The 18,522-nt window shown below is 45.5% G+C and carries 18 protein-coding genes; 3 read left to right on the forward strand and 15 right to left on the reverse strand.

What is annotated here, in order from left to right:
• Window positions 1-6: 6 nt before the first annotated feature.
• From yfmH to HMPREF0083_RS15830, 6 genes are all read right to left on the reverse strand, one after another.
• Window positions 7-1,293, reverse strand: a complete 1,287-nt coding sequence (yfmH, locus tag HMPREF0083_RS15810; protein ID WP_021622570.1) for an EF-P 5-aminopentanol modification-associated protein YfmH — start codon at window positions 1,291-1,293, stop codon at window positions 7-9.
• Window positions 1,290-2,573, reverse strand: a complete 1,284-nt coding sequence (gene yfmF / locus HMPREF0083_RS15815) for an EF-P 5-aminopentanol modification-associated protein YfmF (protein WP_021622571.1) — start codon at window positions 2,571-2,573, stop codon at window positions 1,290-1,292. Before yfmF ends, yfmH begins: the two co-directional genes overlap by 4 nt.
• 61 nt (window positions 2,574-2,634) lie before the next feature.
• Window positions 2,635-2,796 (reverse strand): hypothetical protein, encoded by a 162-nt coding sequence (locus HMPREF0083_RS28775; protein WP_021622572.1) that lies wholly within the window; start codon window positions 2,794-2,796, stop codon window positions 2,635-2,637.
• A 185-nt stretch (window positions 2,797-2,981) separates the two neighbouring features.
• The gene (locus HMPREF0083_RS15820) at window positions 2,982-3,170 is read right to left on the reverse strand and encodes a hypothetical protein (RefSeq protein ID WP_040303051.1); all 189 of its coding nucleotides are present in this window, start codon (window positions 3,168-3,170) and stop codon (window positions 2,982-2,984) included.
• A 317-nt stretch (window positions 3,171-3,487) separates the two neighbouring features.
• Window positions 3,488-4,324, reverse strand: coding sequence for a sulfurtransferase (locus HMPREF0083_RS15825; protein WP_021622574.1), 837 nt, complete (start codon window positions 4,322-4,324; stop codon window positions 3,488-3,490).
• A gap of 83 nt (window positions 4,325-4,407) precedes the next feature.
• Window positions 4,408-5,193 carry an enoyl-CoA hydratase/isomerase family protein gene (locus tag HMPREF0083_RS15830; protein ID WP_021622575.1) on the reverse strand — a complete coding sequence of 262 codons (786 nt, stop codon included), beginning with the start codon at window positions 5,191-5,193 and terminating at the stop codon, window positions 4,408-4,410.
• Window positions 5,194-5,434: 241 nt separating this feature from the next.
• Here HMPREF0083_RS15830 and ppdK point away from each other — a divergent pair, with 241 nt between their 5' ends.
• Window positions 5,435-8,083: a pyruvate, phosphate dikinase gene (gene ppdK, locus HMPREF0083_RS15835; RefSeq protein ID WP_205762629.1), complete on the forward strand. Its 2,649-nt coding sequence runs from the start codon at window positions 5,435-5,437 to the stop codon at window positions 8,081-8,083.
• A gap of 166 nt (window positions 8,084-8,249) precedes the next feature.
• Here ppdK and HMPREF0083_RS15840 read toward each other — a convergent pair whose 3' ends face one another.
• The 3 genes from HMPREF0083_RS15840 to asnS form a co-directional block, all read right to left on the reverse strand.
• Window positions 8,250-8,663, reverse strand: coding sequence for a hypothetical protein (locus HMPREF0083_RS15840; RefSeq protein ID WP_021622577.1), 414 nt, complete (start codon window positions 8,661-8,663; stop codon window positions 8,250-8,252).
• A gap of 21 nt (window positions 8,664-8,684) precedes the next feature.
• On the reverse strand, window positions 8,685-9,434 hold the full coding sequence (locus tag HMPREF0083_RS15845; RefSeq protein ID WP_021622578.1) for a DnaD domain-containing protein: 750 nt from the start codon (window positions 9,432-9,434) through the stop codon (window positions 8,685-8,687).
• 88 nt (window positions 9,435-9,522) lie between these two features.
• Window positions 9,523-10,812: an asparagine--tRNA ligase gene (gene asnS, locus HMPREF0083_RS15850; protein ID WP_021622579.1), complete on the reverse strand. Its 1,290-nt coding sequence runs from the start codon at window positions 10,810-10,812 to the stop codon at window positions 9,523-9,525.
• Between the two features lie 329 nt (window positions 10,813-11,141).
• Between asnS and HMPREF0083_RS15855 the strand changes: the two genes are divergently transcribed.
• Window positions 11,142-11,678, forward strand: coding sequence for a hypothetical protein (locus HMPREF0083_RS15855; protein ID WP_021622580.1), 537 nt, complete (start codon window positions 11,142-11,144; stop codon window positions 11,676-11,678).
• Between the two features lie 181 nt (window positions 11,679-11,859).
• Here the strand turns inward: HMPREF0083_RS15855 and HMPREF0083_RS15860 are convergent, their stop codons facing one another.
• The 4 genes from HMPREF0083_RS15860 to HMPREF0083_RS15875 form a co-directional block, all read right to left on the reverse strand.
• The gene (locus HMPREF0083_RS15860) at window positions 11,860-13,038 is read right to left on the reverse strand and encodes a pyridoxal phosphate-dependent aminotransferase (RefSeq protein ID WP_040303053.1); all 1,179 of its coding nucleotides are present in this window, start codon (window positions 13,036-13,038) and stop codon (window positions 11,860-11,862) included.
• Between the two features lie 279 nt (window positions 13,039-13,317).
• Window positions 13,318-14,847: an AAA family ATPase gene (locus HMPREF0083_RS15865; protein ID WP_021622583.1), complete on the reverse strand. Its 1,530-nt coding sequence runs from the start codon at window positions 14,845-14,847 to the stop codon at window positions 13,318-13,320.
• Entirely contained in the window at window positions 14,840-15,361 is a 522-nt protein-coding gene (locus HMPREF0083_RS15870) for a hypothetical protein (protein ID WP_021622584.1), read from the reverse strand. Before HMPREF0083_RS15870 ends, HMPREF0083_RS15865 begins: the two co-directional genes overlap by 8 nt.
• A 177-nt stretch (window positions 15,362-15,538) precedes the next feature.
• Window positions 15,539-16,018 (reverse strand): cell wall elongation regulator TseB-like domain-containing protein, encoded by a 480-nt coding sequence (locus HMPREF0083_RS15875; RefSeq protein WP_021622585.1) that lies wholly within the window; start codon window positions 16,016-16,018, stop codon window positions 15,539-15,541.
• Between the two features lie 139 nt (window positions 16,019-16,157).
• Between HMPREF0083_RS15875 and HMPREF0083_RS15880 the strand changes: the two genes are divergently transcribed.
• On the forward strand, window positions 16,158-16,337 hold the full coding sequence (locus tag HMPREF0083_RS15880) for a hypothetical protein (RefSeq protein WP_021622586.1): 180 nt from the start codon (window positions 16,158-16,160) through the stop codon (window positions 16,335-16,337).
• A gap of 86 nt (window positions 16,338-16,423) precedes the next feature.
• On the opposite strand, the gene HMPREF0083_RS15885 is transcribed toward HMPREF0083_RS15880, so the two are convergent.
• Both HMPREF0083_RS15885 and HMPREF0083_RS15890 read right to left on the reverse strand, forming a co-directional pair.
• A complete protein-coding gene (locus HMPREF0083_RS15885) occupies window positions 16,424-17,773 on the reverse strand; it encodes an amidohydrolase family protein (RefSeq protein ID WP_021622587.1) in 1,350 nt (449 codons plus the stop codon).
• 102 nt (window positions 17,774-17,875) lie between these two features.
• Window positions 17,876-18,493, reverse strand: a complete 618-nt coding sequence (locus HMPREF0083_RS15890; RefSeq protein WP_021622588.1) for a redox-sensing transcriptional repressor Rex — start codon at window positions 18,491-18,493, stop codon at window positions 17,876-17,878.
• Window positions 18,494-18,522 lie beyond the last annotated feature (29 nt).

Consider the following 18,522-nt stretch of genomic DNA (forward strand, 5'->3'; position numbering starts at 1 on the left):
CATCCATTACTGCTCAGGCGAAGTTACAATGGACACCGAGAATTGATTAAAATCAATATGCTCTTTCAATCGCGCACTCACATCTTCAAACGTCATCGCTTCAAGAATATCGGCGCGGGCGAACAAATCAGTGCCCCCGAATCGATATTTCGTAAAAGAATTGGCAATAAATTCGACAGAATTGAGCGCTCGCAGAAACTCCCCGGTTTTTTTCTTTTTCGAAAGCGTAAACGCTTCTTCATCAATCCCCTGTGCTAGCACACTTTTTAATTCAGTATCAACCATGGATACTAATGCATCCGGATCCTTTGTGTCACCGCCAATCATGGAAAAGCCATACTGGGGTTCGCCTGAATAGTCAGCCCCGAACCCGCTATTAATCAATCCAGCGTCATACAGCTTTTGATACAAATCGGAACTCGGACTAAACAAAATATCAAGCAAAACTTCCGTGGCCACTTCCCGTTTTAATAGTTCCTCTCCTGTCAAACCGACCTGTTTATCCTTAAATCCGAACAAACACTTCGGAATACCGACGGGCAGGTGAACAACGGATCGTTGCCGGGCCACAGTAGCAGGTTCATCGGGATAGAAGCGTTCTATCGGCGCCTGCTTATCATACGCCTTTTTAGCCTGATTCTGCCGCACAAGCTCCATCATCTCCTCCGGTTCTACCGCCCCTACGATAAATAGGAGCATATTGGACGGGTGATAAAATGTTTCATAGCATTCATAGAGAAGCTCTTTCGTAATCTTACTAATCGATTCAACTGTGCCAGCGATATCGATTTTCACTGGATGATGATGATAGTAGTTGGCAATTAGTCCAAAATAGACACGCCAATCCGCATCATCATCATACATGCGAATTTCCTGACCGATAATTCCTTTCTCTTTCTCTACATTTTCATCAGTAAAATAAGGTTTCTGCACAAAATTAAGCAATGTTTCTACATTGCGGGCTACATCCTGTGTGCTTGAAAACAAGTAGGCTGTACGATCAAAGCTTGTAAATGCATTAGCCGAGGCTCCATGGGCTGCAAATTCCGCAAATACGTCCCCTTCTTCCTCTTCAAACATTTTATGCTCAAGAAAGTGTGCGATGCCGTCCGGTACTTTTAACCGTTCTTTACCGGGAACCCGAAATTCATTATCGATTGAGCCGTAACGGGTTGTGAACGTTGCATACGTTTTGCTGAACCCTGATTTTGGAAGAATGTACACTTCCAGACCATTGTCAAGCTGTTCATAATATAGTGTTTCATTCAGCCGTTCGTACCGTTTCGTTTTCATTTCGCCTCCTCCTTGCCACACAGGAAATAGATTGTATCAATTTCCACCTTTTGTGCTACCCGTGCGATATCTTCTTTTGTGGTCCGGGAAATCCCGTCCAGAATCTCTTCCAATGAACGACGACGACCTGACAGGCGTCCATTATAATCCATGCTGGCAATCGCAGCCGCACTGTCGCGTGTCTCGCGAAGCTGATTCGTAAGCATCGCTTTCGTCTGATTTAATTCAATATCTGTAATTTCACCACGTTTCATCATGTCCAGCTGCTCCTTGATGATGGTGAGCGCTTGCTCGTAGTTAGCCGTTTCAATCCCAGACATAATCATGCAAAGCCCCTTCTGGGTTTCAAGCTGTGATACCGCATAATAAGCAAGCGATGCTTTTTCCCGTACGTTCATAAACAGTTTGGAGTGCGGAAATCCTCCCAGCACGCCGTTATACATCATGAGGTGCACGTAATCATTATCCGCATATCCAATTTGCGTTCGCATACCGATGTTCAGCTTGCCCTGGGCAACGCTCATCTCTTCCGTAACCGTGTGCTCTTTCGTTACAGCCTTTTTGTATGTTGTCGGCGGCACTTTCTTTGTGCCTGAAGCTGTAAGGGGAATATACTTGTGCAAATAGCTCGCTGCCTCATCAGGCTGTACATCCCCGATTACATACATATCGACCGGATACGAAGACAACACGTCCTGATAGAAGGCATACAAATCTTCTGGAGTAATCTGTGGAATCTGTTCACGAATACCGTACGCGAGAAGGCGGTACGGTTCTTCCTTGCACATCTCTTCGGTTAAACGCTGGTTAGCGTACCGCATTTTATCGTCGATTAATCCTTCAATTCGCTTGGTAAGTGTTTCTTTTTCCAGTTCAACTACTTTTTTTGCAAATGCTCCGCTTTCCAAAAGCGGGCGCGTTAATACTTCACCTAAAAAACGGATTCCTTCTTCAAGCAACGGCCTGGAGTCGGCCAGGAATTTTTCATTGGCAATCTCAAGATAGAGCTGAATAATTTGCTTCTCGCCACGTTTCATAACTCCGGCGTTGAAAATAGCTCCGTATAAAGAATCTAAGTGGCGCTGCAATTGCGCCGGGTTCGGATATTGTTCCGTTCCACGCTGCAATACATTGGGCAATAAGGCACCTTTAGTGACCAGCTCCTCCGTAAGCGGCAGTTGGATATGTACGAGAATAGTCGTCGTTTTAAACTTTTGCGTCGGCAAAATATGAACGCCTATCCCCTCTTGTTCATGGCTAATAAACGATAATTCGTTCATGCGTTCGCTCCTTTCCGCTTTCCTTCTATTGTACCCGATTTAACAAACGATACCAACCACGCTACATATCGGATTCATATACATGTCTTTCCTCCTGCTTGCTTTCCTCATCGGTCATCGCATGAAAGCGGCCGCACATCCCATCCAAACATAACATACCCGTAAGATTTGAGTCCTGGTACGGCATCCCTTGGTCACTTCCGCAATATGGACATTTCCACATAAATAAACTCCTTTCTGTATCTCCTGCTTAGCTACCAAACCTATATGCTATTAGTCTGCACGCCAAAAGAAATTTATATGATTTGAAATTGCATAGCCCGCCCAAAATACGCACACATCATCATCAAAGCATGGTGCCTAACACAAAAAAACTGCCTTCACAATAAGAAGACAGCTTTTTTATCATTATCGCCCTGTATGCGTTAGAGGTGTTGCCATAATGAGAGAGTCCAGCATTCGAATCCATCCGTGAGCCGCACATACATCCGCTTCCGCTTCGATTAAGTCTTCCGTTGTGTTGAGCAATCTGGCAAGTTCCGGAACATCAACTCTCCCTTTTTCCCACACAATTTGCAAAAACTCGTTTCGAAACATGGCAATGCCTCCTTTTTCCTTTGCTTGCTTAGTATGTTCATTATACACGTTTGTTCCGGTATATTTTGTCTAATTCTGTCATCTAATCCAGAAGAAATTTTCGTTCTCATCCGGCAAAAAGACGCATATTTTTCGGAGATAAACTAGAGGAGGACATCCTAGCTTTTCTACAAAGCTGTGGACAAGAAGAATCGAAACTTCATAAATTACACTTGACTTCCTTCTTTTCCTACCTCCCACCACAAACATGTGTCGATTTATCAAATCGGATGTATATAAAAGTAAAGAAACCGCGTTGAACGCGGTTTCTTCGTTACTTACTCTTGATCTTTAGCGATCTTATTTTCTTCATACGTAATCCAATCGCTCCAGCTTCCCGGATACAATCTTGCATTCTTATAGCCGAGACGTTCAAGCGCGAACAGGTTGGCGCAGGCTGTAACACCTGATCCGCAGTACACAATCACTTCCCGATCCTGCGGCAATGCAGCAAAATGCTTGCGCAGCGCCTCCTCATCTTTTAACTTTCCATTCTCATCAATAACCTTCTGCCAGTCATAGTTCACTGCGCCTGGAATATGTCCTCCAACAGGGTCAATTGTTTCTGCTTCGCCCGTATAACGGTTGTGTGCACGGGAATCTATGAGCACCGCCCGTTCCTTGTCCATGCTTTGCCGTACATCTTCCATACTACGTATCCATTCCTCCTGCACATGCGGCTCATATATCATCTGTACAGGGGCGGGAATTTCATGTGTAACCGGATATTCGGCCGCCTTCCATGCGCCGTATCCGCCATCGAGCAAAGCTACATGCTTATGGCCGATGTATTTCAGTACCCAGTAAGCCCGGGCTGCCATCGCCCCTCCTTGAGCATCATATAAAATAATGGATGTATCATTGCCTATTCCCATTCCACCTAGCTTGGACGCGAATACATGCGCCTGTGGCCAGGGATGACGACCGCCATGTTCTGCTTTTGGTGCCGACAAATCCTTCTCTAAATCAAAATAGCGTGCACCAGGAATATGTTCCTCTTCATACGCCTCTCTTCCTTTGTCCGGGCTGCCAAGTACAAAGCGGCAATCTGCTACGGCAAGATTTGCGTCATATAAATGTTCCTTAAGCCATGAAGCCGAAACGAGCGTATCCATCGTACTCTCCTCCTTTTCCCTCCATCTATGGATACCAAGGGTGTTGAATGTTCAAAGTGGATAATCAACACCCTTGATATGTACTATTCGCCGCTAAACACCGGCCTACGCTTTTCCTTAAATGCTTGTACACCTTCACGATGATCCGCTGTGGCTGCCATGACGGCCTGCGTGTTTCGCTCCATCTCCAGCATGGCCTCCAAATCAGCCGTAAGTGCCTGGTTCGCCAGCCTTTTAATCATGGCATACGTGCGGGAAGGCCCTTTTGCTAACTGTATCGCTAACTTTTGCGCTTCTTCCATTACTGTATCCGTCGGATAAATTTCGTTTACCAAACCCCACTCTTGCGCTTTTGTCGCAGAAAGTGCTTTACCGGTAAATAGCATCTCCTTTGCACGGTACGTACCGAGTGTACGCGGCAGGAAAAACATCCCGCCTCCATCAGCTACAAGCCCGATTTGTGCAAATCCAGCTGAGAACTTCGCATCCTCCGATGCCAGAATCAGGTCACAGGCAAGGGCAAGACAAATCCCTGCACCGGCTGCGTAGCCATGTACAGCCGCAATAATCGGCTTCTCTAGCTTATTCATGGACCGAACAAGGTAATTCAACTTGCCTACAAAATCATGGATGTCAAGCGGTGTAAATTCGCTCATGCTTTTTACGTCTCCGCCTGCACAAAAAGCCCGTCCCGCCCCTGAGATGACAAGCGCTCTCACTTCCTCATTACGCCCAGCCTCCTCCATAGCCTGTATTAGTCCATCCAGCATTTCTTCACTGTAAGCATTTAACACTTCAGGCCGCTGCAAAATGACCGACATGACTCCTTGTTCGACCTCAAAACGAACCACAGACGTTTGCACACTCATACGTGCTGCCTCCTCTTCTTTTTGCAGGATTTTTTATACCTGGAGCGAAATGGAATAGTTATACATGCAATTTTCATTACTGAATCATTAGAATTTACTGTTTTTTATCGTAGCAGACGATTGTAAATAAAGTCAATGTTTGTTCACAAACCTTTCTGTATGACTTACTATAATAAGAAGAAAGTACGCTATAACATGCAGGTAAACAAATCGGAGGTGTGCGCCATATCCGGCGACAATGATGAGCGAGAAATACGTATATTTATTCCATGAAGGCAACGCAAGCATGAATGAACTCCTTGGGCGAAAGGGCGCCAATCTAGCAGAAATGAGTGCGCTTGGCCTGCCTGTCCCTCCTGGATTTACGATTACTACAAGTGCCTGCCGCCGTTTTTATGATGAAGGCAAAACCATTCACCCTGATATTGTCCGGGACATCTATCATGCTCTTCACACGCTAGAGGAAACATCGGGCAAACGATTCGGCCATCCGAGCAATCCGCTTCTCGTATCGGTCCGTTCCGGTTCATCCACATCCATGCCTGGTATGATGGATACTATCCTGAATTTAGGTCTTAACGATTATACGGTCGCTGCTCTCATCAAGCATAAAGAGAATAAGCATTTTGCATATGATTCATACCGTCGCTTCATTCAGATGTTCAGCTCTATCGTGCTTGGCATAAATGATAGTCTGTTCGAAGATGAACTAGAGAAAGTAAAGCGGCAAGCGAACGTGAAACAGGATTCCCAGCTTACTCCTGATCATCTGCTTGATTTAATCTTAATCTATAAAGAAATCGTCCTGAAAGAAACGGGGCACAAATTCCCTCAGGACCCGAAACAGCAGCTCCTCGCAGCCATTGGTGCTGTGTTCGATTCATGGTACAATCCACGAGCGACATTCTATCGTCGTATTCATAAGATTCCTGATCATATCGGTACCGCTGTCACAATTCAGCAGATGGTATTTGGCAATCTCGGCTCGAATTCAGGTACAGGCATTGCGTTTACCCGGCATCCTTCTACAGGAGAAAACGAGCTATTCGGGGAATTCATGTTCAATGCGCAAGGCGAGGATATTGTTGCAGGCATCCGTACACCACAACCAATGACTGTACTAAAGGAACGGTTGCCGGAAACATTCGACCAATTCGATAAAATTGCCTGCAATCTTGAGAAGCATTACCGCGATGTACAGGATATAGAATTTACTGTAGAGGAAGGCGATTTATATGTGCTACAGACGCGTTCAGCCAAACGAACAGCAGAAGCTAACATTAAAATCGCGGTGGATATGGCAAACGAAGGAGTCATTGGACGTGAAGAAGCGATTATGCGCGTCGATCCGGCTGCCATCGCTCCACTCATGCAACACACCATCGATCCAACCGCCGAGCTAAACGTTATTGGAAAAGGGCTTGATGCTAGCTCCGGCGCTGCAACCGGTATTATCGTATTCGACGCGGAAGAGGCAGAACGCCAGCACCGCACCGGCCACTCTGTCATTCTTGTACGTCAGGAGACAACACCTGAAGATATCCACGGCATTCTAGCCAGCGCAGGTGTATTGACTACCCGGGGTGGCGTTACGAGCCACGCTGCCGTTGTAGCCCGCGATTTGGGCACTCCATCTGTTGTCGGTTGTGAGTCCTTTAAGGTGGATATGGAGCAGCGTGAGTTGCATACTGACACTGTCATATTGAAAGAAGGAGACATTATTACCATTTGCGGTTCAACTGGACGGGTTATCCTGGGAGAAGTCCCACTCGTGCCCCCGAAGTTCTCCAAAGAGTTCTGCACGCTTCTAGAATGGGCAAATGAGTTCAAGACGATGCGTGTGTACAGCAGTGTCAACACACCGCAGGAAGCGGAGCTAGCGCGCAAGATGGGCGCGGAGGGCGTCGGCTTGTGCCGAACCGAGTTGATGTTCATGGATCCGGAACGCCTGCCAAGGGTAACACGCATGATACTTGCCCGAAATCAGCGCGAACGAAAAAAGGCATTGAATGAATTAATCCCTATGCAAAAATATGATTTTCACGGAATTTTTCGGGCCATGGCAGGTAAACAGGTCACTATCCGTCTCATCGATCCGCCACTGCATGAATTCCTGCCGAATCCATCGGCACTCGCGCTGGAATTGGAACGCGCACGCGTGGCAGGCGATACAAAACTAATAGAAGAAAAAGAAGCTCTCCAGCAGCGCATAGAGATGCTTCATGAACTGAATCCATCATTTGGGCACCGCGGCTGCCGCATAGGCATCACATACCCGGAAATCTATGAAATACAGACACGTGCTATCGCCGAGGCGGCACTCGAACTGAAAGCGGAAGGCCTGGAGGTGTATCCGCGCATCATTGTGCCACTCGTAAGCGACTGGCGTGAAATGAAAAAGGTACGGGAAACCGTAGAAGAAACATTGCAGCAAGTATTTAGCATATACCGTGACCGAATCGACGTCCCAATCGGTGTATTCATCGAGTTGCCACGCGCATGTATGACAGCGGATAAAATAGCGCAATATGCCGATTTCATTACGTTTGGTACGAATGATTTGACACAATCAGCCTACGGTTTCAGCCGGGATGATGCAGAGGGCAAGTACCTGGCATACTATCTGGACAATAATATTCTGCCGGAAAATCCATTCGTATACCTTGATACGGAAGGTGTTGGACGATTGATTGAAATCGCAATGGAACAGGGGCGTAAGAATAAGCCAAACTTAAAAACTGGCGTATGTGGAGAACATACGAGCGAGAAAGATTCCGTACTCTTCCTGCAAAACGTTGGTATGAACTTTATTTCCTCTGTTCCACAACGGATCCCTAGCGCTAGAATCGCCGCTGCACAGGCAGCCATCCGAACACGATTGCGTTTATAAAATAAAATTTCCAACAGCAAAGTCTTATTATCGTTTGGATTAAGATAAAGCAAATATGGAAATAAGAAAAACTTGCCCATTTTTAAGTAGTACGCCTGGCAGAAAGCAGACCCCGCTTTCTTATCCAATAATAAAGAGACAGGGCATATGTCAGCCCTGTCTCTTTTTATTTCTCCGCTAGCGGCTTTAATTCAAAACCTTCTTCAAAAAGCTGCGCATATCGGATTTCAGGAAAATCAACATCTGTATGCGTGTAATAACGAGTGTCGATAACGATGCGACCGTCTTCCGTAAAACCAAGATTATCGAGATACTGCTTAGCCTCTACAAGCCGTTTTTGAATATCCGTCCATGACTCGAACTGCCAGCAAATCTCCAGTTTGTCATTAAATACGCTGAAATGCACACCCGTCTCAGTTAAAAACGGTGCAACTTTCGTATGCATGATATCGCCGCTCCAGACAATGATATCCCCGTTCTTCAGCAAAATGCCACGCGCATACTTTTCATCGCGATAAATACTCTTCGCATCGCGCCGCGTCGGATTTGTATATAAAAACAAATCATCCAGATTCCCCATTGAAAGCTTCCTCCATTAAACTTATGAATCCGTTTCTTCTTCCAGCCAATTATAAAACGGAAATTCTTGCGGCAACGCCCCAGACGCCGCTGCGGTAGACAGGCCCTGCGGCAGCGTCTGTCCGCTCCGCTGCTGATGTTTGCGGAATTTCAAACTATATTCCCGTGCCTGCTTCGGCGTTCGAATGTTATTGCGGTGCCACTCAAACAAAATGCGATCAATATAGCGAAAAAACAACTTACCGGAGATAACCGCTTCCCTCAGCGCTGCTATAATCAACGCTTCACTGTAACCATCCTGATCAATCCACATAGCCAAATTCTCGCACTCAATCGGCGATAGGGGCCGTCCGAATTCTTCTTCAAACATGGCATACAGATTCTTCACGCTTCCGCTCGTTCTCGCTGCATCCGGTATATCCTCCGATATAACCTTTCCTTCCAGACAAGCAATCACTTTCTTATGTAATGGCGTAAAGCAATACCACTCTGAACGAACGCGCGTTGACGGGTCCACTGTCTCTTCAATCGAAATATACCCTTGTTGCACGAGCCTTTGTATCCGTTTTATCACTACGGATGCCTCTGTAGACAACCTTTCCTCCAGCTCATGCATGGTCGGAAACGGCTTCCCTTCCGATTTAAAAGCGAGGAGATGAATAATAATCATCATCTCTTCATCCAGTAATCCAATTTGCCTGTAATGCTGTAAAAGCAGATTGGGCAGCGAAGTTGTCCCCGCTTCCAGCATCTGTAATAAGACGTCACTCATCGAAATCCACCTCTCATGTATGAACGATTATAACAGGATACATCCGACAAGTTTAGTCTTGTAAAAGTTGCATTTTTCCTTTATGGCCTTATGGATAGAGACGGTTCAAAAGACGCGGGAATGGAATGGTTTCCCGTACATGCTCCGTACCGCAAATCCAACCCACGGTGCGTTCCAGGCCAAGCCCGAAGCCGGAGTGAGGAACTGAGCCGTACTTACGCAGATCAAGATACCATTGATATGCTTGTGGATTAAGATCATGTTCTTCATATCTTTTCTTCATAAGGTCTACATCATCGATCCGCTGACTGCCACCGATAATCTCACCATATCCTTCCGGTGCAATCAAATCAGCGCACAGGGCAACATCCGGGTTGGCTGGGTCCGGCTTCATGTAGAAAGCTTTAATACTGGTCGGATAATGAGTAATAAATACCGGCTTATCGAACTTTTCGGCGATTGCTGTCTCATGCGGCGCACCAAAATCTTCGCCCCACTGAATTTCATGTCCATCTTTCTGCAGCATTTCGATCGCTTCTGTATAAGTAATGCGCGGAAACGGTGCTTTCACATTCTCAAGCTTGCTTGTATCACGTCCAAGGCGTTTTAAAGCAAGAGGACAATTCTTTAATACATACTGCACAACATAACTGACGAAATCCTCTTGGATGCGCAAGCTCTCTTCATGGTCAACAAATGCCATCTCCGGCTCGATCATCCAGAATTCGATTAAATGACGGCGCGTCTTCGACTTTTCCGCACGGAACGTCGGACCAAACGAGAATACCCGGCCAAATGCCATCGCTGCAGCTTCCATGTATAACTGCCCGCTTTGAGATAAGTACGCCTCCTCATCAAAATATTGGGTATGGAACAAGGTAGTCGTTCCTTCCGCCGAGGTTGGTGTTAAAATCGGCGGGTCCACTTTATAGAAGCCACGCTCTTTAAAGAATTCATATACTGCTTGAATGACGGCTGAACGAATAGAAAGAACGGCCTGCTGACGCATGGACCTAATCCAGAGATGACGGTGATCCATCAGGAATTCTACTCCGTGCTCTTTTTTGGTAATCGGATATTCCTCTGCAATATGAATGGGTTCTACACCTGTTACCGTAAGCTCATACCCCGATTTAGCCCGTTCATCTTCACGAACAACGCCAGTAACATATAGTGAGCTTTCCTGTGTGAGCGATTTAGCTGCATCCCATATTTCCGGCGTCACTTCCTCTTTAACCACTACCCCTTGAATGAAACCGGTTCCATCACGTAGCTGCAAAAATTGAATTTTACCGCTTGAACGCTTATTAAACAGCCAGGCTCCAAGCCTTACCTCTTCTCCTACGTGCTTTCCGATTTGAGCAATCGTTGTCAGCATATTTTCATCCTTCCTTCGTATATAATGATAAAATTGTGTATATAGAATGTTATGGATAAAAGAAGATAAACCTACAGAATTATACTACCCTGTTTATCGTTTTGCAAATGCTCCTGCTCCTTTTTTTTCGACAGTAATTCACAAGAATTTCTCAGCCTCAGGGCGGAGGTACGAGGAGTTGAATATTGGTACAATAACTATATCATATACAGTATTTTCATGAAGGGTGGGTCACAAAAAAGAAAGAAAAAATTTGGAATGAATGCGCAAAATCGGTGGTAAATATCTTATATCATTCCATTCTATTGTAGAAAGTAGGAGATGCGGCGATGAAATTTTCTAGAAAACTCGCGGCCTTTGTTCTGACGCTCGGCATTATCGGCGTAGCCAGCGCTTCAATTTTTACACAACCAGACGTGCATGCAGATGATAGTGCGCTTCCTGAACAATCTGCGCAACAAACCGCTTCTGCTCCGGCACCGGAACAGAATTCCCAACCGGTCGCTTCTGATACATATACTAATGAAGCACTGGGCTTTTCTCTTCGGCTGCCTGATTCATGGATAGGCAATTATACTGTAGAGCAGGTAGAGAAGAACATTGATGGATTCCCTGCCGCTATTTTTTCTAATCCAAAGCACTCATTCGAACTTATGGAAATCGCGAAAATTCCTGTCCACGTATGGCAATCTGAAGGCTATGATGATTCCCTTTATATGAAACTGGCCGAGCAAAACGATACCATATATGCAGCACTATTCCCATCGGAAACACTGTATGAAGGAGATCAGGAAGTTACCGAGATAACGGATATGCTAAATGAAATGTTCCAACAAATCAAAACTACATTTAGCGTGACACAATAGAGTTATAGAAGAAGCGGCATCATATGTCGCTTTTTTATTTTTTATATTTACTGATGAAAAAAAGAGTATTTCGGATAAGATATGAAGTACTTGAATACATACCGTATTCACACAAAGCAGGCCATCCCCTCCCGATTGCATAACAGGAAAAGATGGCCTATACTTTTTTGTCCTGACTTCTTTAGCTTTCTTCTACGAACTTTTTAATACGGGCAATACCTTTTTCTAATTGTTCCAAAGAAGTTGCATAAGAAATACGAATATGATTCGGCGCGCCGAAACCGGAACCCGGGATAAGCGCTACGTATTCTTTTTCCAGCAGATCCTGGGCCCATTCATCCACGTCGGTATAGCCGCCTTTTTTCATTGCTTCGCTTACGTTGGCAAATAGATAGAAGGCTCCCTTCGGTTCTACACAATGAATGCCTTCGATTTCATTCATCAGTTTCACGACCGCTTTACGGCGTTTATCGAATTCGGCCTTCATCATCTCCAGCGGCTCCTGTGAGCCTTCGAGCGCCGCTAGTGCACCATATTGCGCAAATGTCGTTGGGTTGGACGTGCTATGACTGGACAGGTTCGTCATCGCTTTAATAAGCGCTTCGTTTCCTGCTGCATAGCCAATTCGCCAGCCTGTCATGGAATACGGCTTAGACATACCATTGATAACGACTGTTAAATCGTACGCTTCCGGACTCAGACTTGCAATACTTACATGCTCACGTCCGTCATAAATCAATTTTTCATAAATTTCATCGGACACCATCAGGATTTGCTTCTCGATGCAGACCTGCGCCAATCCCTCTAACTCTTCACGCGTATATACGCTACCTGTTGGGTTGCTCGGCGAGTTAATAATAACTGCACGTGTCCTATTTGTAATGGCCGCACGTAGCTGGTCCGGTGTAATTTTGAATTCGTTCGCTTCAGCCCCTTCAACGAATACCGGCACACCATCTGCCAAAGTAATCATCTCTGGATAGCTAACCCAATATGGAATCGGTACGATGACTTCATCGCCCGGATCTACAATTGCCTGGAACAAGTTATAAAGCGCATGCTTCGCTCCGTTACATACAACGACTTGTGAAGGCTTATATGTAATATTGTTATCGCGCGCCAGCTTCTCGCAGATCGCTTTCTTCAGTTCTACAATACCGGCAGCAGCCGTATATTTTGTCTGACCCTCTTCCATCGCTTTTACTGCAGCGTCGATAATATGCTGCGGCGTATTGAAATCCGGTTCTCCGGCTCCCAGTCCAACCACGTCATATCCTTCGCTACGCAACTCTTTTGCTTTTGCAGTAATGGCGAGCGTCTTGGACGGTGTAATTTGTGCCACGCGCTTCGCTAATTTCATAAGTGCTCCTCCTCTGCTTCCTACAAACATCTACATTATTTTGTTTTTTCAATACCTTTTCATTTTACAACTCTTATATTAAAAAGGGAAGGAGAGATGCCCATAGCTCCATAATATTATAGGTCCATGAAAGAAAAAGCGAAAAAAATACAGACCTTGTTTTTCGATGTTGCTCTTATTATAAAAAGGATAACCCGAAACCATTCGGATTATCCTTGTGTTATCTGCTTTATCCCGATCTAACGGGGCAGTAAGCCTCCTCTAATGGAAGGCTTTACTTTATGCTTTCATACGTCGAGCCTCAATTTCTTCGACCTTGCTCTGCTTTGGAAGCGCACGGGCTTCTTCAAGCATGATACGAAATTGTTCGCCGTTCAATACTTCTTCACTTAGCAAATGATCAAGCGCATGCCGGAACACCGCAAAGTGCTCCGTTAGCACTTTACGCGTGCTATCAAGCAGGTCATTTAAAATACGCTGACGTTCTTCATGCAACGCTTCTTTTCCGACCATATCCATCTTCACGATTCCGAGCCTTGACAGTCCGCTGTCAATAATCGTATTCACTAAATGCAACGCCTGTTCAAAGTCGTTGCGCGAGCCGGTACTGCGCCCCCCGTACAGCATCTCTTCCGCCACCGCGCCACCGAGCGCAATCATAATCTGTTGCTCAAGATTCTCAAGTGTATATAAGTAGCGATCCTGCTGCGGGCTTTGACGCACGTAACCCAATGCCTGTCCGCGTGGACGCAGCGATACTTGCGATACGGATAACGGGCGTACCACTTCAGATACAATAGCATGACCAAGTTCATGATTGGCTACGCGTTCTCTCTCTTCCGCGGTTGATTCGCGATCCGTTTGCTCGCCCATCATTACTTTATCAATAGCATGGGAGAAGTGACTCTGGGTAATCACTTTACTTTTGTCGCGGAACGCATAAATTGCCGCTTCATTGGTTACACTTTCTAACTGAGCACCAGAAAAGTTAAACGTATCCCGCGCAATAGCCTCAATATTTACATCATCAGCAAGCGGTTTGTTTTTCACATGAATCTCAAGGATTTGCTTGCGTGCTTTCATATCTGGCAGATCAACCACGATTTGACGGTCAAAACGTCCTGGGCGCAGCAACGCATCATCAAGCATGTCCGCCCGATTGGTGGCAGCAATCATCAAAACGCGCGGATGCTCAGACGTTGTAATCCCATCCATTTCCGTCAATAGCTGGTTCAGCGTCTGATCATATTCGCGGTGCTGACTGCCTTCACGCTTGCCACCAAGCACATCGATTTCATCGATAAAAATAATAGCGCTCTCCTGATTGTTCTTTTCCGCCTTCTGCTTTGCTTCCTTGAAAAGATCACGAATGCGTTGTGCACCGACCCCAACATACATCTCTACAAACTGGGAACCGGAAGCGGCAACAAACGCAGAATTTGTATAGTTGGCGGCCGCTTTGGCCATAAGAGTCTTTCCTGTTCCCGGAGGTCCGGTCAGCAGAAGGCCCTTCAATGGGCGAATGCCGTACTCTTTCAGCGTGTCTTTGTGAATCAGAAAGTCAAGCGCCTCTCTCAGCTCTTTTTTCGCGCGTTCTTGACCACCGATTTGGTTAAATTTCACTTTTGTCTTAGGCGTTTCTACCGTAGTTTTTTTCTGACTAATAGACATGCCACCCTGTCTCATCACAAAAAAAACTAGAAAACTGATAATCATCGCGGCAATAATCAACGGAGCCACATTCACGCCGATGAAAACGAGAAACGCGATCATAACCGGGATTACACCGATGATTATTTCTTTACCCATTCCGGCTCACCTCTCGTTCACGCGGCAATACCGCATAATACGGGCTCTTGCCGTCATTTAAGTAAATATATACATACTGATCGTCCATATAGGAGCTAACATTTTTCAATTGATGTTTCTGTTTGATTTGATTCAAAACGCCGGGAATCTTTGAATACGTGTGAAGTTCCATTGCTTCGGCAATAGCGAATGCGTTCTCATCCCATATCTTCTTAAGGCTTTTGTTCGGAGAGTCAAATTCTATTTTGACCGATTTACCATTGGCTTTCTCAGAGGCGATTTTCTTTACTTTTTTGTAATCATCTGCAAATTTATCAGAATTGTTAAACGACACATTCAGAGTGATCGCATCACGTGCGATTGTAACGTCATTAAGCTTTACACCTTGCATGGTGGCAATTTCTTTGGAGATTGGTTTTTTCACAAATTGATTCTGAAATACATACCAACCCCCAAACAACAGCAAACTACTGAATAAAACAGATAAAAAGATGGGCAATGGGCGTACTTTCATTCTCTACCCACCCCTTTCTACAGAAGTGATATATTGTTTGTATATCACGTAGTATATCATAAATATGTTGGTTATGGGATAAGCGTTTTTTTCCTTCACAAAAAAGACAAGCTTCTGCGTGAAAAACAAAAAATAGAGCGAAGATTCTCTCCGCTCCATTGTATCATGTTTCTTCTTTTACGTATTCATCTTCGGCAGTTTATAGCGTTTCATCAACTTACCATTATACATATCAATGTAATAATAGTAGAAATCATTCCCCTCGGTGAACAGTACTTCCCATACTTTCTTATTATCTTGCTTAGCAGGAATGATATGGGAAAGTTGCATATTCGGATGGTCTTTGTTCAACGCTTTAAGTACGTTTTCTTTTGGAATAAGGCGCGACATTTTCTCTACCTCTCCTTGATCTCCATGAAACCAAGCAACCAGCTTTTCGCCACTTTCCGTTTTTCCTTCAACCACAATATAATCCTGCTTACCATAATACGTATTCACAAAGGTTACTTCGTTCATCTGCGTTCGCGTCAACGCCAGTTCAGACCCTTTTTCTTTTATTGCCCGTTGCTGTCCTTGCAGGTGCAAATACACTGCCAAAACTGAGCACAGCACAAGCATAACCAACGCAAGCACCCCATATAACCACGATTTTTTCATTCAAGTTCCCTTACCTGTATTTCATATTTGTGTAGCATGCCTTTCACGTCTAATGACGGAAGAGTCATCAAAAAATGCTAAACATACTGCCCAGTCTCCCGGAAATACTAATCGTACGCGCAGGAGGAGGTGAGCGTGCGTGAAGCAGCCGCACCTTGCGCACCCTTTTGAACAATTGCCGGATGAAGTAGCAAGGCTGCTCGCGGATGAACGGAACCCATCATGGATGCTTCTTTCTTCTCCATACCGATGCGGGGAAGAGATGGGGGTTGCATCATTCCGCCAGCCTAACCTTCATTCTTGGATTACTATGGAATAGCCGCAGTCACGGCGGTGATTGTAATTTAATTCCCCTACCTATCCATCTCATTCTTATTTTCCCTGCCATACACAGCAGGGATTTTTTTATTTTTTCTCCAGCAATTCAAACATACGGTTTGCATTCTCGATTACTGTTTCTTCCTCCATCGTGAGGCACTTGCCGTCTTTAACCAGCTGCACCCCTTGAACATATACGTCCGTTACATCTCGGCCACTTGCCGAATAAACGACATGCGAGATCGGGTCGTTCGCCGGTTGGAAATACACATCATGTGAATTAAGCATAATGAAATCCGCCTGCTTGCCTACCTCAAGCGATCCGATTTGTTCGTCCATAAAAATGGCTTCTGCTCCGTAAATCGTCGCCATGCGCAACGCTTCAGACGCCGGAACGAGCACCGGATTTTGGCGGTGACCCTTATGAAGCAGCGCCACCATCCTCATCTCTTCAAACAAGTCCAGATTATTGTTGCTAGCTGAACTATCCGTGCCAAGCGAGACGCAGATACCGCGCTCCATCATGTCCGGCACACGGGCAATACCGCTGCCAAGCTTCAAATTGCTGATAGGGTTATGCGATACTTTGACATCATACTTGGCGAGAATGTCCAGTTCTTCATCTGTTAAATGTACAGCGTGTGCTACAAGTGTTGGACGATTGAACACGCCAAGCTTCTCTAAATGGGCAACTGGACGTGCACCATAATCATCTACATTTTGTTGTACTTCCCATTCCGTTTCGGACATATGGATATGCACAGGTAAATCCAATTCATGGGCACGCGCAACAATTCGCTCTATGTAATCCGGCGGGCACGTATAGGCTCCATGTGGCGACATCATCGTCATGATACGTCCATTCGCGGTTCCGTTCCATTTAGCGGCGAACGCACTCGCCTCTTCCAGCTTCTTGGTTTGCTCTTCCGCTGAACATAAGCCGATGACTCCGCGGCACAAACGAGCACGCATTCCAGATGCGGTAACCAATTCTGCCACCATATCCATATGGTCATACATATCGACAAACGTCGTTGTACCTGTCTTCAGCATCTCGATAATAGACAACGAAGTACCCCAACGCACATGTTCTTCTGTAAATTGGGCCTCAAGCGGCCACATTTTAGTCTCCAACCACTCTTGAAGCGGAAGGTCATCCGCATAGCCACGCAGCAGTGACATAGCGGTATGTCCGTGTGTATTTACAAGCCCAGGCATCACAATACGACCTTTAGCATCGATTACCTCTTCATATGCATCAAGTTTATCCGGCGTCTGTCCGACATACGTTAACACACCGTTGTCAAAAGCGATGGCGCCATCATAAATTACTTGATTCGTTTGGTTGACAGTCAACACTGTCGCATGTATAACGATTGTTTTCATAGGGCATAGAGCACACTGGCCCCCAGTGCGCCTTTCCTCCTTATTCTTCATTTTTATTCCGCCTTAACGGGCAGTAACTCCCCTATCCCAAGACTTAGAGGGATTAGAAAAGTTTAGGTGGGGGATGCGGCCCCCTCCGAGTAAAGTTTTACTTTATAAATAATACGCCAAGCTATGCAGCTCCATTGTAACATCTGCATCATGGACACGTACCCATTCCGGTACACGCAGGTTAGTAGGCGCAAAATTCAAAATACCAGCCACTCCCGCATCCACTAGGTGCTCGACCACCGACTGTGCCGCATCCGCCGGCACAGCAATAATACCAATGCGGATATCTTTCTCTTTAACTGTTTGTGCCAGTTCTTCGAGCGGCTGAATGGTTAAGTTTGCAATTTTTTTGCCGACCTTCATCGGATCGGCGTCAAAAATTGAAATAATCTTCATGTTATCCTTTAAGTACGCATTATAGTTGCTAATGGCATGCCCGAGATGTCCCGCACCGACCAGCAGCACATTAACCTGCCGGTCAAGCTTGAGAATGCTTTTGATTTTTTCCACTAAATAATTAACTTCGTAGCCTATTCCTTTTCGGCCGAATTCACCGAAGTAGGCAAGGTCCTTGCGAATTTGTGCCGGGTTTAAATCAAGCGCTTCACCAAGCTGATGCGATGAAACCGTACGAACGTTCATTGCCTTTAAACTATTTAAATATCGCAAATAAACGGGAAGCCTTTTAACAACGGCTTCGGAAATCTTTGGCACTTTCACTCTCGGTCCTCTCCTTCTTACCTATATCC

It is taken from the genome of Aneurinibacillus aneurinilyticus ATCC 12856 (assembly GCF_000466385.1).
In the GTDB taxonomy this organism is placed as follows: Bacteria; Bacillota; Bacilli; order Aneurinibacillales; family Aneurinibacillaceae; genus Aneurinibacillus; species Aneurinibacillus aneurinilyticus.

Excerpts from the sequence above, each read along its gene's own strand:
- HMPREF0083_RS15840 (WP_021622577.1), bottom strand. The coding sequence starts at position 8,663 with ATGGGGAATCTGGATGATTTGTTTTTATATACAAATCCGACGCGGCGC.
- HMPREF0083_RS15865 (WP_021622583.1), bottom strand. The coding sequence starts at position 14,847 with ATGGGTAAAGAAATAATCATCGGTGTAATCCCGGTTATGATCGCGTTT.
- HMPREF0083_RS15870 (WP_021622584.1), bottom strand. The coding sequence starts at position 15,361 with ATGAAAGTACGCCCATTGCCCATCTTTTTATCTGTTTTATTCAGTAGT.
- HMPREF0083_RS15875 (WP_021622585.1), bottom strand. The coding sequence starts at position 16,018 with ATGAAAAAATCGTGGTTATATGGGGTGCTTGCGTTGGTTATGCTTGTG.
- HMPREF0083_RS15820 (WP_040303051.1), bottom strand. The coding sequence starts at position 3,170 with ATGTTTCGAAACGAGTTTTTGCAAATTGTGTGGGAAAAAGGGAGAGTT.
- HMPREF0083_RS15885 (WP_021622587.1), bottom strand. The coding sequence starts at position 17,773 with ATGAAGAATAAGGAGGAAAGGCGCACTGGGGGCCAGTGTGCTCTATGC.
- yfmH (WP_021622570.1), bottom strand. The coding sequence starts at position 1,293 with ATGAAAACGAAACGGTACGAACGGCTGAATGAAACACTATATTATGAA.
- HMPREF0083_RS15830 (WP_021622575.1), bottom strand. The coding sequence starts at position 5,193 with ATGAGTGTGCAAACGTCTGTGGTTCGTTTTGAGGTCGAACAAGGAGTC.
- asnS (WP_021622579.1), bottom strand. The coding sequence starts at position 10,812 with ATGCTGACAACGATTGCTCAAATCGGAAAGCACGTAGGAGAAGAGGTA.
- yfmF (WP_021622571.1), bottom strand. The coding sequence starts at position 2,573 with ATGAACGAATTATCGTTTATTAGCCATGAACAAGAGGGGATAGGCGTT.
- HMPREF0083_RS15855 (WP_021622580.1), top strand. The coding sequence starts at position 11,142 with ATGAAATTTTCTAGAAAACTCGCGGCCTTTGTTCTGACGCTCGGCATT.
- ppdK (WP_205762629.1), top strand. The coding sequence starts at position 5,435 with ATGAGCGAGAAATACGTATATTTATTCCATGAAGGCAACGCAAGCATG.
- HMPREF0083_RS28775 (WP_021622572.1), bottom strand. The coding sequence starts at position 2,796 with ATGTGGAAATGTCCATATTGCGGAAGTGACCAAGGGATGCCGTACCAG.
- HMPREF0083_RS15860 (WP_040303053.1), bottom strand. The coding sequence starts at position 13,038 with ATGAAATTAGCGAAGCGCGTGGCACAAATTACACCGTCCAAGACGCTC.
- HMPREF0083_RS15825 (WP_021622574.1), bottom strand. The coding sequence starts at position 4,324 with ATGGATACGCTCGTTTCGGCTTCATGGCTTAAGGAACATTTATATGAC.
- HMPREF0083_RS15845 (WP_021622578.1), bottom strand. The coding sequence starts at position 9,434 with ATGAGTGACGTCTTATTACAGATGCTGGAAGCGGGGACAACTTCGCTG.